The 15,158-nt window shown below is 67.6% G+C and carries 8 protein-coding genes; 7 read left to right on the forward strand and 1 reads right to left on the reverse strand.

The window, feature by feature from the left end; all coding sequences use genetic code 11:
- Positions 1-110 precede the first annotated feature (110 nt).
- Both GFD21_RS08930 and GFD21_RS08935 read left to right on the forward strand, forming a co-directional pair.
- On the forward strand, positions 111-5,240 hold the full coding sequence (locus tag GFD21_RS08930; protein ID WP_225431762.1) for an acyl-CoA dehydratase activase-related protein: 5,130 nt from the start codon (positions 111-113) through the stop codon (positions 5,238-5,240).
- 167 nt (positions 5,241-5,407) lie between these two features.
- Positions 5,408-6,685, forward strand: a complete 1,278-nt coding sequence (locus GFD21_RS08935) for a glutamate-cysteine ligase family protein (protein ID WP_163197624.1) — start codon at positions 5,408-5,410, stop codon at positions 6,683-6,685.
- 98 nt (positions 6,686-6,783) lie between these two features.
- Here GFD21_RS08935 and GFD21_RS08940 read toward each other — a convergent pair whose 3' ends face one another.
- The gene (locus GFD21_RS08940; protein WP_163197625.1) at positions 6,784-7,839 is read right to left on the reverse strand and encodes a LacI family DNA-binding transcriptional regulator; all 1,056 of its coding nucleotides are present in this window, start codon (positions 7,837-7,839) and stop codon (positions 6,784-6,786) included.
- Between the two features lie 71 nt (positions 7,840-7,910).
- Here GFD21_RS08940 and GFD21_RS08945 point away from each other — a divergent pair, with 71 nt between their 5' ends.
- From GFD21_RS08945 to GFD21_RS08965, 5 genes are all read left to right on the forward strand, one after another.
- Positions 7,911-8,081, forward strand: coding sequence for a hypothetical protein (locus GFD21_RS08945; RefSeq protein ID WP_163197626.1), 171 nt, complete (start codon positions 7,911-7,913; stop codon positions 8,079-8,081).
- A gap of 109 nt (positions 8,082-8,190) precedes the next feature.
- Positions 8,191-9,501: an MFS transporter gene (locus tag GFD21_RS08950; protein WP_163197627.1), complete on the forward strand. Its 1,311-nt coding sequence runs from the start codon at positions 8,191-8,193 to the stop codon at positions 9,499-9,501.
- A 139-nt stretch (positions 9,502-9,640) separates the two neighbouring features.
- On the forward strand, positions 9,641-12,349 hold the full coding sequence (locus GFD21_RS08955) for an alpha-L-rhamnosidase (RefSeq protein WP_163197628.1): 2,709 nt from the start codon (positions 9,641-9,643) through the stop codon (positions 12,347-12,349).
- A 115-nt stretch (positions 12,350-12,464) separates the two neighbouring features.
- On the forward strand, positions 12,465-13,757 hold the full coding sequence (locus GFD21_RS08960; protein WP_163197629.1) for an MFS transporter: 1,293 nt from the start codon (positions 12,465-12,467) through the stop codon (positions 13,755-13,757).
- Positions 13,758-14,331: 574 nt separating this feature from the next.
- Positions 14,332-14,964, forward strand: coding sequence for a TetR/AcrR family transcriptional regulator (locus GFD21_RS08965; protein WP_163197630.1), 633 nt, complete (start codon positions 14,332-14,334; stop codon positions 14,962-14,964).
- Positions 14,965-15,158 lie beyond the last annotated feature (194 nt).

Below are 15,158 nucleotides of genomic sequence, written 5' to 3' on the forward strand. Positions count from 1 at the left end.
GAAGAAGCCGGGCGAAGCCGTCCGCAGTGCACCTGCCAGCCGTCCAGCGGACGGTGCATGGTGCCTTGGGGGAGGCGCGACAACCGGAAATCGGAACGTAAGAGGAAAGCATGGTTGATACCGCATCGAACGCGAACGAACACGTGACGGGGCCGCAGGCGCCCGCCGCGCCGCAGCCCGCGAAGCCGTTGCGTGTGGGATTGGACATCGGATCGACCACCGTCAAGGCGGTCGTGCTCGACCAATCCGACTCCCTCAAGGACACCCTGTTCTCCGACTACCGCCGCCACCACGCCAACGTGCGCGCCACCGTGGCGGGCCTGCTCGTCGACATCCACAAGGAGCTCGAGAAACTCGGCCGCGGCGACGAGCCGATCCGCCTCGCCATCACCGGCTCCGGCGGCTTGGCGCTCGCGGACAACCTGCACGTGCCGTTCGTCCAGGAGGTCATCGCCGAAACCGAGGCGATCGACAAGGAATACCCGCAGGCGGACGTCATCATCGAGCTCGGCGGCGAGGACGCCAAGATCACGTACCTGAAGCCCACGCCCGAACAGCGCATGAACGGTTCGTGCGCGGGCGGCACCGGCGCGTTCATCGACCAGATGGCCACCCTGCTCGACACCGACGCGGCCGGCCTCAACGAGATGGCGAAAAGCTACGAGAACCTGTACCCGATCGCCTCGCGCTGCGGCGTGTTCGCCAAGACCGATCTGCAGCCGCTCATCAACGACGGCGCCGCCAAGCCCGACCTCGCGGCCTCCATCTTCACCGCCGTGGCCACGCAGACCATCGCCGGCCTGGCCTCCGGCCGCCCGATCCACGGCACCGTCATCTTCCTCGGCGGCCCGCTGTTCTTCATGTCCGAACTACGCGCCGCATTCCAGCGCGCGCTCGACGGCAAGGTCGACGAGTTCATCGTCCCCACCGACGCCCACCTGTATGTCGCCTACGGCTCCGCGCTCCAGGCGGACATGGACGTCGACGACGAAGGCCACCATTTCGAGGCGCACACCTGCGACGAGATTCTGGAGCGCCTCGACGAGCTCAAGAACCTGCCCAGCAACACGCCCACCATGCCGCCGCTGTTCCCCACCGAGGCGGACCGCGAGGCGTTCAACGAACGCCATCACCGCGAGCACGTGCACATCGGCACGCTCGAAGGCGCGCACGGCCCCCACTTCCTCGGCATCGACGCGGGCTCCACCACCATCAAGGCGACGCTCGTCAACGACGACCGCGAGATCGTGTGGTCGAGCTATGCGAACAACGAGGGCAGCCCGCTGACGGCCGCCATCAACATCGTCAGGAAGATCCAGTCCGAACTGCCGCCCGAGGCGTGGATCGCCCGCTCCTGCGCCACCGGCTACGGCGAGGGCCTCATCACCACCGGCCTGCACCTCGACGAGGGCGTCGTCGAGACGATGGCCCACTACCGCGGCGCCGAGATGGTCAGCCCCGGCGTCACCGCCGTCATCGACATCGGCGGCCAGGACATGAAGTACCTGGCCATCACCGACGGCGTCATCGACTCGATCGCCGTCAACGAGGCCTGCTCGTCCGGCTGCGGCTCGTTCCTGCAGACCTTCGCCATGTCGATGGGCCTGACCATCCAGGAGTTCACGGCCAAGGCCCTCGCCTCCACGCACCCGGTGGACCTCGGCTCGCGTTGCACCGTGTTCATGAACTCGTCCGTCAAGCAGGCGCAGAAGGAGGGCGCGTCCATCGAGGACATCGCCGCCGGCCTGTGCTATTCGGTCGTGCGCAACGCCCTGTACAAGGTCATCAAGCTGCGCGACTCCGGCGAACTCGGCGACACCGTCGTCGTGCAGGGCGGCACGTTCCTCAACGACGCCGTGCTGCGCGCGTTCGAACTGCTCACCGAGCGCGAGGTGACGCGCCCGAACATCGCCGGCCTCATGGGCGCGTTCGGCGCGGCCCTCACCGCCCGCATGCACTACGAGGACATCGCCGACGACGACCACGGTCTCGTCGGCGCGGACGGCGACGCCGCCGCTGCCGAGGAGTCCGCCGCCGGCGACACCCCGAACGCCGCCGCGCACGAAGGCGAGGTCGTCGTCGACGGCGTGCGCCACACCGCATCGTCCATCCTCACCGGCGCCGCGCTCGACGACATGTCGATGACCACAGAACGCGACGTGTGCAAGCTGTGCCAGAACCACTGCAAGCTCACCATCACCACGTTCTCCGACGGCTCGCGCTTCGTGACCGGCAACCGCTGCGAGCGCGGCGGCGACGCGAAGAAGAAGCGCTCCGACCGCCCGAACCTGTACGACTACAAGTACAAGCGCTGCTTCGCCTACCGGCGCCTCACCGACAAGAAGGCCACGCGCGGCGAGATCGGCATCCCGCGCGCGCTCAACATGTACGAGAACTATCCGTTCTGGTTCACGCTGCTCACCTCGCTCGGCTTCAAGGTGATGATCTCCGGCCGCAGCTCCCACGAACTGTTCGAGACCGGCATCGAATCGATCGCCTCCGAGAACATCTGCTACCCGGCCAAGCTCGTGCACGGCCACATCAAGTGGCTGCTCAACAAGGGCGTCAAGACGATCTTCTACCCGTGCGTGAGCTACGAGGACAACCTCGTGCCCAACACGGACAACCACTACAACTGTCCGGTCGTCGCCAACTACCCGCTCGTCGTCGGCGCGAACATGCCCGAACTGCGCGGTGACGGCATCCGCTACATGCACCCGTACTTCAACCTCGCCAACCACGAGCTCATGGTCGACCGCATCGTCGAGGAGTTCGCGTGGGCGAACGTGACGCGTGAGGAGGCCGAGACCGCCGTCAAGGCCGCCTACGCGGAGGACAAGGTCTTCAAGCACGACGTGCAGCAGGAGGGACTCAAGGCCCTGGCGTACATGAAGGAGCACGACTGCCGCGGCATCGTGCTCGCCGGACGCCCCTACCACATCGACCCGGAGATCAACCACGGCATCCCCGAGACGATCTGCTCGCTCGGCATGGTCGTGCTCTCCGAGGATTCGATCTGCGAACTGCAGCCGGGGGAGAAGCTCAACCTCACCGAATTCCTTTCCAAGGGCGAAGAGGACCCGAGGAAGAAGAACGCGAACGGGTTCCGCCACGTCGGCGACCGCAAGCTCACCGTCGCACGCATGCCGTTGCGCGTCACCAACCAGTGGGCCTACCATTCCCGCCTGTACGCGGCCGCCCACTTCGTCGCCTCCTACCCGGGCCTCGAACTCGTCCAGCTCAACTCCTTCGGCTGCGGCCTCGACGCCATCACCACCGACCAGGTCGCCGAGATCCTCGCCGACAAGGCCGACGTGTACACGCTGCTCAAGATCGACGAGGTCTCCAACCTGGGCGCCGCGAAGATCCGCCTGCGCTCGCTCAAGGCCGCCGTCGAGGAGCGTGAGGCGAACAAGCGCCGCCTCGCCGCGGCCGGCGCCGTCGACAAGCACGACCGTCCGTTGGACGACGCCGCGATCGCGAAGCGGTCCGCCGCGCTCGAGACCGCACGCAAGGCCCAGGAGCGGGCCGAGGCCGATCTCGCGGCCGCGAAGGACGCGCTCGCCAAGGCCCAGGCCGCCGTCGACGCCGCCGAGGCGAAGGTCAAGGCGACCGGCGCGGACGCCGGTGCCGCCACCGGCGACGTCCCGGCGGACGCGCCGAAATCCACCGGATTCCGCAGGACCGGATCCAAGGCGCCCACCCCGGGCCGCCAGATCCTGCTCGACACGACGATGGCCGCCAACCCGAAGCTCACCGAGGCGATGCGCAAGGCGTCCAAGCTCGCCGCGAAGCGGGACGTCGAGCACGCGCGTCTCGCCGCGCTCGGCGACGGCACCACGGCGGACGACGTCGCCGGCGCGGACGGCAAGGCCGCGAGGAAGTCCGGGCACAACAACGCCACCATGTCCCGCTACGCGAAACGCGAGAAGTTCGTCAAGGACATGAAGAAGGACTACACGATCGTCGCCCCGCAGATGAGCCCGATCCACATGTCCCTCGTCGAGGCGGTCATCCGCTCCGGCGGCTACAAGTTCGACATCCTGAAGCACGCCTCCCGCGGCGACGTGGAGACCGGCCTCAAATACGTGAACAACGACGCCTGCTACCCGGCGATCATGGTCATCGGCCAGCTCATCGACGCAATCATCGAAGGCAAATACGATCCGGACCACGTGGCGCTCGCGATCACGCAGACCGGCGGCATGTGCCGCGCGACCAACTACTTCGGCCTGATTCGCAAGGCGCTGGTCGACGCCGGCTACCCGCAGATCCCGGTCATCGCGATCTCGACGCAGGGGCTGGAGGACAACCCGGGCTTCAAGGCGACGCCGGCGCTGCTGCACCGCGCCGTCAAGGCCCTGATCCTGGGCGACCTGCTCATGAAGTGCCTGTACCGCGTACGCCCGTACGAGGTGGAGAAGGGGTCGGCGAACCGCCTCTACGAGCAGTGGGACACGATCGTGCGCGAGACGATCGAGCACCACGGCTTCTCGAAGACGGCCGCGAAGACCCCGTGGCTGAAAAAGGGCTACCTGCCGTACGGCCGCCTTGCCAAGGAGATCGTGAAGTCCTTCGACGCGCTGCCGCTGAAGGACGAGCCGCGCAAGGTGCGCGTCGGCGTGGTCGGCGAGATCCTCGTCAAGTACCAGCCGGACGCGAACAACCACGTGGTCGACGTCATCGAATCGCAGGACTGCGAGGCCGTGGTGCCCGGCATCATGGAGTTCATGACGACGAGGCCCTACATCACCGACTGGAACGAGAAGCATCTCGGCACCGGCGGCAACAAGACCCTGTACGCGCTCATGCGCTGGGGCCTCGACCGCTACAACGCGCCCATCAAGGCGGCGATCGCCAGCTCGCACGGCAAGTTCAAGCAGGACGACCCGATGCCCGAGCTCGTGCAGAAGGCCGCCGAGGTCACGTCGATCGGCGTGCAGGCCGGCGAAGGCTGGCTGCTCACCGCCGAGATCCTGGAGCTCATCGAGCAGGGATGCCCGAACGTGATTTGCGCGCAGCCGTTCGCCTGCCTGCCGAACCACGTGACCGGCCGCGGCATGTTCGGCAAGATCCGCCGTCTGCACCCGGAGGCCAACATCGTCTCCATCGACTACGATCCGGGCGCCTCCGAAGCGAACCAGCTCAACCGCATCAAGCTCATGATCGCCGCCGCCAAGAAGGCCCACAAGGCGAAGTTCGGCGACGACGAGCCGCAGGGCTTCGTCACCGCCGACTGAGGATCGTTCCGGGCGCCGTCGGGCGGCCCGGGCCGGTTTCCGCGGTTCACGGTTTTCCTTCCCTTGGGAATCGTGAACCGAAAAAGGCGCCCGCTATCGGTTTTTCATATAGCCGATTGGCGGGCGGGCGGCGGGGCGTGTAGGCCGGCTCGCATACGATACCGCTTATGGTCACTCCCAGAATCAGCTATGCGCATCTGCTCGCCAAGCCGAACCCGAAGCATGTCGAGAGCCTCCTGAAGTTCTTCGAGGCCGGATGCTCCAAGCGTGGCACCGGCGGCTTCGGCGTCGAGATCGAGCACCTGCCGGTGCACGACTCCGACGACACCGCCGTGAGCTACTACGAGCCGAACGGCATCGAGGCGCTGCTCAAGCGTCTCGCCCCGTACTACGACGAAAGCAAGGAGTACTGGGAGAACGGGCACCTGGTGGGCCTCGCCCGCAAGGGCGTCGCCGTCTCGCTCGAACCGGGCGGCCAGGTCGAGACCTCGATCGGCATCCTCAACGAGCCGGCCGACCTCAACCAGCTGTACGGCCAGTTCCGCCGCGAGGCCGACCCGATCCTCGAGGAGCTGGGCTTCCGCCTCGTCAACTACGGCTACCAGCCGAAGTCGAGCTTCGCGGACGTGCCGGTCAACCCGAAGGACCGCTACGACGCGATGACCGACTACCTCGGCCGCGTCGGCCAGTTCGGCCCGTGCATGATGCGCTGCTCCGCCTCCACGCAGGTGAGCATCGACTTCGTTGACGAGCAGGACGCCATCGACAAGATGCGCGTCGGCACCGCCATCGGCCCGATCCTCGCCTGGTTCTTCCGCAACACCCCGTACTTCGAGGGGCGCGTCAACCCGTACCCGCTGCTGCGCCAGCGCATGTGGGACTACCTCGACTTCCAGCGCACCAACGTGATCCCCGGCCTGTACGACCGCCGCTTCACCTGGGAGGACTACGCGGTGGACGTGCTGTCCACGCCGCTCATGTTCGCCGACCTCACGCACACGCCCGAGGCGGTCGAATCCGGTCTGAGCCGCAAGGAGCTGCACCGCGCCGCCTTCCGCGAGAACGCGGGCGACGTGTACCCGGACCGCGAGCTCAACGCGTACGAGATCAACCACATCATCTCCACGCACTTCAACGACGTGCGCCTCAAGAACTTCATCGAGTTCCGCCACTGGGATTCGCTGCCGATCGAGCGCGCCGAACGCCTCACGGAGATCATCGCCTCCCTGTACTACGTGCCGTCCAACCGCATCCGCCTGGAAAGCTACTTCGACGGGCTCACCGAGGAGGACGTGTTCGAGGCGAAGGCGAACATCCAGGCACATGGCCGCGAGTCCAACCCGTACGGCCAGCCGCTCGACTTCTGGCGCGAGTTCCTCGGCCTCGAGGGCCTGCTCGAGGACGTCCCCGGAGACCCGAGGCACCCGGACGTCTTCCAGCGCTGAGCCGCGTCCCCACGCGCCGCGCATGAATTCGGGGCGGGATGCCGGTGGCGATGGCCACGGGCATCCCGCCCCTTGCCGTATCCGGGCCCGTATCCGGGTCAGTCCGTCGTATCGTCGCCGGGGGCCCTGCGCGTGGAGGCGCGCCTGACGAGCGTCGGCTCGAGCAGCATGGTGCCGTGCACGTGGGTGGCGGGGTCCTCCATGTAGTCGAGCATCTGCATCATCGCCTTGCGCCCCATGTCCACGCCCGGCGCCTGCATCACGGTCAACGGCGTCGGGCTGACGGTCGGCAGGGCCACGCCCTCCGAACCGATGACGGACACGTCGTCCGGCACGCGCAGCGCGCCGCGTTCCTCCAACCCGATGATGAGGCCCACGGCGACGGCGTCCGAGGCGGCGACGATGCCGTCGGGCGCGGCGTCCGGGTTCCCGGACAGCGTGAGTCCCAGCTGGTAGCCGTCCTCGATCAGAAGGCCGCCCGAATCGATGAGCGTGAACGTCGCGTCGCCGCCCGCTGCCATCACCGCCTTCTGCACGCCGAGCTGGCGGTCCTGGATCTGCTCGTAGTCGAACGAGTGCGCCGCGAACGCGACGCGGCGGCATCCGGTGCGGATGAGCTCCTCGGCGGCGACGCGGCCCACGGACAGGTTGTTCTCGAGGATCGCGCACGCCGGCTCGCATCCGTGCGGGTGCGAATGGTCGATGACGATGACGGGGATGCCCGCCGCGCGCGCGGCAGCCACGTCCTGCGCGGAATCCTGCACGGTGCTCAGCAGGATGCCGGCCACCTTCATGTCGATGAGGATCCCGACCAACGCGTGCTGGCGTTCGAGGTCGGACGAGGCGTTCAGGGCGATCACCTGCATGCCGTTCTCCTCGCACACCTCCTGCACGCCTTCGAAGATCGAGGTGAACAGCGAATGCTCGATGTCGGTCATCACGTAGCCGATGACCGGCGTGCCCTTGGCGGACGGTTCCGGCGCGGGCGCGGAACGGCGGGGCACGTAGCCGAGCTCGGCGATGGCGGCGCCGATCTTGGCCTTCAGGGTGTCCGAGACGCGTTCGGGGTAGTTGAGGTAGTTGGAGACGGTGCCGATGGAGACGCCCGCCCGTTTCGCGACATCCGACACGCCGACCTTCCTGCGTGCTGGCATGATGCCTCCTTCATGGTCCGTGAGGGCTCACATCATTGGAACCCCGCCTGTTCTCATCTCCACTGTACGACATGGCGAACGAAATCTTCAATGAAAAACGCCGCTGTTTTTCAATAGAAATTGAAATATTCAATTTGAAATGGTATATTCAACTCAACGAAATCACCGAGGATTGTCGGCCGGCGATGCGGCGGGTCTGCGGAGAAATCGCGATAATTCAAGTATTGATGACGATTCGTTGAACCATCTGAGAGGTTGAAATCGTATTGAAATACTTGAAACAAGTGAAAGGGCCTCGCCTGCACCCCGGGCGAAGGCGATGGGAATGGATTCAGCAGTAAGGAAGAACTCATGAACGCTTCAACGAAGCAGGGCAACGGCCTCGGCAAGTACATGCCGCTCGCCTTCGCCGCCGGCATCGGCTCGATGCTCGGCTCCGGCATCATCGTCGGCCTGTCGGCCACCATCGTCGTGTGGCAGGACGGCCTCGGCCTCGACGCCACGCAGGTCGGCCTGCTCTCCGGCATCCTGACCTTCGCCATCGCCTTCGGCTCCCTGTTCGGCGGCCGCATCGCCGATCGCATCGGCCGCGTCCTGTTCTTCAACTGGATCAACCTGTTCTACGCCATCGGCGCCGCGATCTGCATCTTCGCCGGCGACTTCGCCATGCTGCTCGCCGGCCTGATCATCGCCGGCCTCGCCTCCGGCGCCGACCTGCCGGTCTCGATGACCGTCGTCTCCCACGACGCCCCCGACGACGCCACCGCCGCGCGCCTCGTCTCCACCACGCAGGTGTTCTGGCAGGTCGGCGTGTTCATCTCCTTCATCTGCGCGTTCCTCGTCTCCACGATGTCCGGCGCCACCGGCGGCCGCGTGGTCTTCGCCATCCTCGCCGTGTTCGCCGTCGTCGCCTGGCTGTGGCGCGTTGCCTCCCCGACCTTCCGCCGCTTCCACGAGGAGGCCGACGCCCGCGACGCCGCCCGTCCCGCCGGCGTCGCCGACGCGGGCAAGGTGTCCGTGACCAAGGTGCTGTTCGGCGCCGACAGGAAGATCCTGCTCACCTACTTCCTCGCCATCGTGGTCTTCTACTGCGGCTGGAACCTGCTGGCCAACACGTGGGGACAGTTCCAGACCTACATGTTCTCCAAGGCCGGCGCCACCCAGTCGCTCGCCACCGGCCTGGGCATCATCCTCAACCTCGTCACCCTCGTCCTCAACATCATCTTCGCCTCCATCGCCGGCGGCAAGTACCGCAACAAGGCGTTCTTCGCCGGCATCGTCATCAGCATCATCGCCATGGTGGCCATGGCGCTCGGCGGCGCGAACCTGTGGGTCATCGTCGGCGCCACCGCGTTCATGAACCTCGGCTCCCCGCTCGCCGGCGAGGCCATGTACAAGGTGTGGACGCAGGAATCCTTCCCGATCGAGATCCGCGCCTCCGTGCAGGGCTTCATCAACGGCTTCTCCCGCCTGTGCTGCGGCCTGTTCGCCCTCATCACCCCGGCGCTCGTGCTGCCCGAGACCATCCAGACCACCATGTGGTGCTTCGCCGGCATCGTGGTGATCGAAGGCATCGCCGGCACGATCATGATCCGCGCCCAGAAGAAGTACGGCACCGACGAGGAACGCCAGCTCGCCAAGGCCGCGCAGGCCGCCGCCTGACCCGCCACGGCTCCCCTCCGCGAACAGGAGGGGAGCCGGTCCCGCATCCGACCGGCATCGGGCGCCGGCGCGACATGCGTCCGCCCCGCGCGCATCCCACACGTACATCCGAACCCACCGACAAAGGAGTCCTCCCATCATGACCGGCACCACCAACGACACCACGCGCCACGCATCCGAACCGCGGATCGTGCCCGCCACCGCCACCGACGGCCTCGACATCGCCGCCTTCACCGTCGAGCATTACCCCGGCGACGCCCTCGGCATCCCCGCCGCCCGCCCGCGCCTCAACTGGACCTATGCGCGCGAGGTCCCCGCCGACGCGCAGATCCTGCTCACGCTCACCCGCCGCACGCCCGGCTCCGCGCCCCGCGAACAGCACACCTACCTGCCCGTCGACGGCAACGTGCTCGTGCCCTGGCAGTTCGAACCGCTCGTCTCGCGCGAGGAGGCGGCCGCCACCGTGCAGGTCGTCTCCGCCTCGCATCAGCCGCTCGGCGCCCCCAGCGCCACCCTCCGCTTCGAGGCCGGCCTGTTCGACGAACACGACCACGTCGCCGACTTCGTCGGCCCCTCCTGGCCTGAGGCGGAAAGCGACCACCGCCACCTGCCGCTCGTGCGCACCGAGGTCGAACTCAAGGCGGCCCCCGTGCGCGCCCGCCTCTACCTGACCGCGCTCGGCCTGGTCGAAGCGGAGATCAACGGCCGCAAGGTCGGCCATGACGCGCTCACGCCCGGCTGGACCAACTACGACAACCGCGTCGAGATGTGGACCTACGACGTGACCGACGCCCTCAAGGCAGGCGCGAACGCGATGGGCTTCTGGCTCGGCGACGGCTGGTACCGCGGGCGCCTCGGCTTCGACGGCGGCTACGCGAACTACTACGGCGACCGCCTCGGCGTGTTCGCCCAGCTCGAGGTCGAATACGCCGACGGCACCACCGACGCCGTCTACTCCAACTCCTGGGACCGCCGCTGGAAAACCGCGCCCGGCCCGATCGTCTGCTCCGACCTGTGCGAGGGCGAACGCTACGACGCCCGCCTCGAGAAGCCCGGCTGGTCCGAACCCGGATTCGACGATTCCGACTGGAAGCCCGTCGCCGAGGTCTTCTACGATCCCGCACGCATCGAGAACCCGTCCGCCTCGCCCGTGCGCGCGCACGAACGCCACGATCCCGTCTCCATCGAACGCATCGGCTCGACCGACGACGGCCGCGGCGTCTGGCTCGTCGACTTCGGCCAGAACTGCACGCAGCGCATCCGCCTGAACATGCGCGGCCTCGCCGCCGGCCAGAGCGTCACGCTGCGCCACGTCGAGGTCCTCGAACCCGACGGGACCATCGCCACGCGCACCCTGCGCCGCGGCCAGCAGTGCGACGTGTACACCTCCGACGGCGCCGACGCCTGGTGGGAGCCCCGCTTCGCGATGCACGGCTTCCGCTACGCGCAGATCGAAGGCTTCGCCGGCGAACTCGCCGCCGACGACATGGACTGCCGCGTCTACCACTCCGTCATGACGCGCGCCGGCGACCTCGAGACCTCCGACCCGCTGCTCGACCGACTGCACGCCAACGCCGTCTGGTCGATGCGCTCCAACTTCGTGTCCATCCCCACCGACTGCCCGCAGCGCGACGAACGCATGGGCTGGACCGGCGACATCTGCCTGTTCGCCCCCACCGCCGCCTACCTGTACGACGTGCACGGGTTCCTGTCCAACTGGCTCAAGGACGTGCGCGCCGACCAGGTCAAGTGGGGCACCGTGCCGTTCTACGTGCCGTTCGTCCCGCTCGGCGTCTGGGCCCACCCGCAGGCCATCTCCACCTGGGGCGACTCCGCCGTCGAGGTGCCGTGGACCCTCTACATGGAATCCGGCGACCCGCAGGTGCTCGCCGACGCCTGGGAGCTGAGCCGCGACTGGATCGACGAGGTCGCCGGATACCTCTCCGGGGACGGCGTGTGGGACCGCAGGCCCGACTACCCGCTCGGCCAGCTCGGCGACTGGCTCGACCCCACCGCCCCGCCCGAAGACCCCACCCAGGCCATGACCGAGAAGGAGCTCGTCGCCACCGCCTTCTACGCCCGCTCCTGCGCACAGGCCACGCGCATCGCCGAAATCCTCGGACACGAGGAGGACGCGCGCCGCTTCGCCGCCCTGCGCGACAAGGTGACCGCCGGCTTCCTCGCCCGCTTCACCCACCTCGACGGCACGATGACCTCCGACACCCAGTGCGCCTACGCGCTCGCCATCGCCTTCGGCCTGCTCGACGGCGAACCGGTGCGCAAGGTCAAGGCCGGCAACCGCCTCGCCTGCCTCGTACGCGAATCGGGCGGCAAGGTGAGCACCGGCTTCGCCGGCACCCCGTTCGTGCTGCCCGCCCTGACCATGACCGGCCACAACGAGGAGGCGTACGCGCTGCTCACCTCCACCGAATGCCCCAGCTGGCTCTACCAGGTCACGATGGGCGCCACCACCACGTGGGAGCGTTGGGACTCGATGCGCCCCGACCGTTCGCTCAACCCCGGCGGCATGACCTCGTTCAACCACTACGCGCTCGGCTCGGTGGCCGAATGGATGCACGCGCACATCGGCGGCCTCGAAGCCATCGAACCCGGCTGGAAGCGCTTCCGCGTCGCGCCCGTCGTCGGCGGGGGCCTCACCCACGCCTCCACCTCCCACCTGACGCCGTACGGCACCGCGGCCGTCTCGTGGGCCCTGGCCGACGACGACCCGGCGGCCGTCGACCTGACCGTCACCGTGCCGGTCGGCGCCACCGCCGTCGTGGACGTGCCCGGCCACGAGACCGAGGAGCTCGCCGCCGGCGTCCACCGCCTGCGCCTCGCCCGCTGAGCCGCGACCCGATCGGCGAGACCGCCCGCACACAGGGGTCGCCCGCCCGTCCGCACGACACCGGACGGGCGGCGGTCCCGCGCATACCGCATACACACGAAAGGGAATACACATCATGGCACTCAAGGAAGAGACCGCCGCCAACGTGCCGTCCGACATCGCCCCGGACAGCGGCCGCCCGCTCACGACGGCCGAGAAATGGCGCTTCGGCATCGGCTTCGCGCTGTTCTCGCTGATCTGGATGACCGCCGGCACCTCCGGCTCGCAGGTGCTCCTGCCGCAGCGGTTCACCGAACTCGGCATCGGCGTGCCCGAGGTGATCCTCGGCACGATGAACTCCGTCGGCTGCGTGTTCGCGCTCGCCGCCAACATCATCTTCGGCGCGCTGAGCGACATGACGCGCTCCCGCTTCGGCAAGCGCACCCCGTGGGTCGTGCTCGGCGGCCTCGTCACCGCCGCAGGCTACCTGTTCGCCGCCAACAGCGTCGCGCTCGCCGGCATCGTGGGCGGATGGTGCGTCGTGCAGATCGGCGTGAACATGATGATCGCGCCCGCCGTCGCCGTGCTTTCCGACCGCATCCCCGAAAGCACGCGCGGCACGTTCTCCGCCTTCTACGGCGGCGCGCAGATCGTCGGCCAGTCCGCCGGCACGTTCCTGGGCGCGCAGTTCATCAAGCACATGGGCGCGGGCTTCCTCACCGGCGCCGTGCTGTTCGCCGTCACCGGCATCGTCGCGGTGCTCATCTGGCCGCGCGAGCGCTCGTCGAAGGGCGTGGACGTGACCGTCGAACGCCGCACCGCTGGCGACATCGCCCGCTCGTTCATCCCGCCGACGCGCAACTGCCGTGACTTCTACCTCGCGCTCGTCGGCCGCCTGCTGCTCATGGTCGGCTGGTCGATGGTCGCCACCTACCAGCTGTACATCCTGCAGAAGTACGTGGGGCTCTCCGTCGACGACTCCGGCACGGTGATCTCCACGATGTCGGTGATCTCGATGATCGTGCTCATCGTCACCTCCGTGGTCTCCGGCCCGATCTCCGACCGCCTGCGGCGCCGCAAGATCATCGTCGCAGTCGGTTCGGTGATCATCGCCGCCGGCATCGCCATCCCGATCGCCATGCCCACCGCGCTGGGCATGATGCTCTACGCGGGCGTCGCCGGCACCGGCTACGGCATCTACATCGCCGTGGACCAGGCGCTCAACGTGGACGTGCTGCCCAGCCAGGAGGAGGCCGGCAAGGACCTCGGCATCCTCAATCTCGCCAACACGGTCGGCCAGGTGCTCGCCCCCGTGCTCGTCGGCGGCATCGTCGTGGCGACGAACAGCTACGCGCTGATCTTCCCGATCGCCATCGCCTGCGTGCTCGTCGGCGCCGTGGTCATCATGCTCATCCGCAAGGTGAAGTGACGGCCTCGCCGTCCCTCACCCTCAGACCCGCCCCGCACCGCAGCGGTGGCGGGTCAGGCGCACCCGGCCGGTCCTCGCATACGGAATCCCCGGTTGCGGGACGGGAAGCCGGGAGGAACGTACACGGCGACGGCGCTTGTGTACGTTCCTTCCGGCGCTATGACGTCCGGCCGGAGTTTCCGTACGCGGGGACGGTCCGTCGGTTACGGAAACTCCGGTTGCCGGTCGTCCGACCGGGGATTTCGTATGCAAGGACGGCACGGTGAGTACGAAACCTCCGGTTTCGGGTCGGGGGCGGAGTGAACGTATACGGAGATGACGCCGCATGTGTGCATTCCGGTCGCGATGGTGGCTGATATCGTGATGCCTGATGCCTGATGCCTGATGCCTGATGCCTGATGCCTGATGCCTGATGCCTGATGCCTGATGCCTGATGCCCGATGCCCGATGTGTCCGGGGAGGGGCTGGGCGTCCGGTGATGGTCGATAACGGCCGAGGCACGGATGATCCGGTCATCCGACCCGGTCGTAGATGGTGGGCCGGTATCGAGCGGATATTCGATATACTGGCGTGCATGGCTACGGTGAGGCAGAAGAGGGTGCGCAAGAGTCCCGAGGAGAGGCGTGCGGAGATCGCGGCGGCGGCGGTCCGTCTGGTGGGGGAGAAGGGCTACTACGGCACCTCGCTCAAGGACGTGGCCGACGAGGTGGGCATGAGCCAGCCCGGCCTGCTGCACTACATCGGCAACAAGGAGGGCCTGTTGTCGATGCTCATCACCGACAACTACGACGTGTACGGCACCCCGGACGACTTCATGCGCTCGGGGCTTCCCGGCAGCGACCCCGAGAGGCTGCTGTTCCCCGCCTACCTGCGGTACCTGGTGCGCTACAACGCGCAACGCCGCGAGCTCGTGCGCCTGTACATGATTCTGGAATCCGAGGCGTTCGGCCCGGACCACCCGTTGCGCGAGTACTTCGCGAACCGTCCCGAAGCGGTGTGGGAGCACTATTCGAAGTATCCATGGGCCATCCCGCCCGAACTGGGGTCCTGGGAGGATGCGATGCGACCGGTGGTGCGCCGATGCATCGAGGCCATGGACGGCGTCCAGCTGCGCTGGATGCGCAACCCTCCGGTCGACCTGTACGACGAATGGCTGGCGTTCGAGGCGATGATCTTCCCCTCGCCGGTGTGGGACAACTATCGGTAAAGCGGCATGACCGCGCCGTATGAGGCGCGACCGACCGGAGTGTGTTTTCCCTGCACAGTCCGGGGCGACACGATTCTCGACGGGGGCGTGTGATTCTCGACGGGGTCGTGCCTACCGCGGCATGTTCCCTTCATGTGGGGCCGGGTCCTGTGCGCCGGATTCCGCCGTCAAGACCGCCTTCATGGTTCCTTTGC

This window comes from Bifidobacterium platyrrhinorum (assembly GCF_010667645.1).
GTDB classification, from domain to species: domain Bacteria; phylum Actinomycetota; class Actinomycetes; order Actinomycetales; family Bifidobacteriaceae; genus Bifidobacterium; species Bifidobacterium platyrrhinorum.

What these genes read in the sequence shown, in the direction of transcription:
- GFD21_RS08955 (WP_163197628.1), top strand. Translation starts at nt 9,641, where the DNA reads ATGACCGGCACCACCAACGACACCACGCGCCACGCATCCGAACCGCGG.
- GFD21_RS08940 (WP_163197625.1), bottom strand. Translation starts at nt 7,839, where the DNA reads ATGCCAGCACGCAGGAAGGTCGGCGTGTCGGATGTCGCGAAACGGGCG.
- GFD21_RS08935 (WP_163197624.1), top strand. Translation starts at nt 5,408, where the DNA reads ATGGTCACTCCCAGAATCAGCTATGCGCATCTGCTCGCCAAGCCGAAC.
- GFD21_RS08930 (WP_225431762.1), top strand. Translation starts at nt 111, where the DNA reads ATGGTTGATACCGCATCGAACGCGAACGAACACGTGACGGGGCCGCAG.
- GFD21_RS08950 (WP_163197627.1), top strand. Translation starts at nt 8,191, where the DNA reads ATGAACGCTTCAACGAAGCAGGGCAACGGCCTCGGCAAGTACATGCCG.
- GFD21_RS08945 (WP_163197626.1), top strand. Translation starts at nt 7,911, where the DNA reads ATGGCGAACGAAATCTTCAATGAAAAACGCCGCTGTTTTTCAATAGAA.
- GFD21_RS08960 (WP_163197629.1), top strand. Translation starts at nt 12,465, where the DNA reads ATGGCACTCAAGGAAGAGACCGCCGCCAACGTGCCGTCCGACATCGCC.
- GFD21_RS08965 (WP_163197630.1), top strand. Translation starts at nt 14,332, where the DNA reads ATGGCTACGGTGAGGCAGAAGAGGGTGCGCAAGAGTCCCGAGGAGAGG.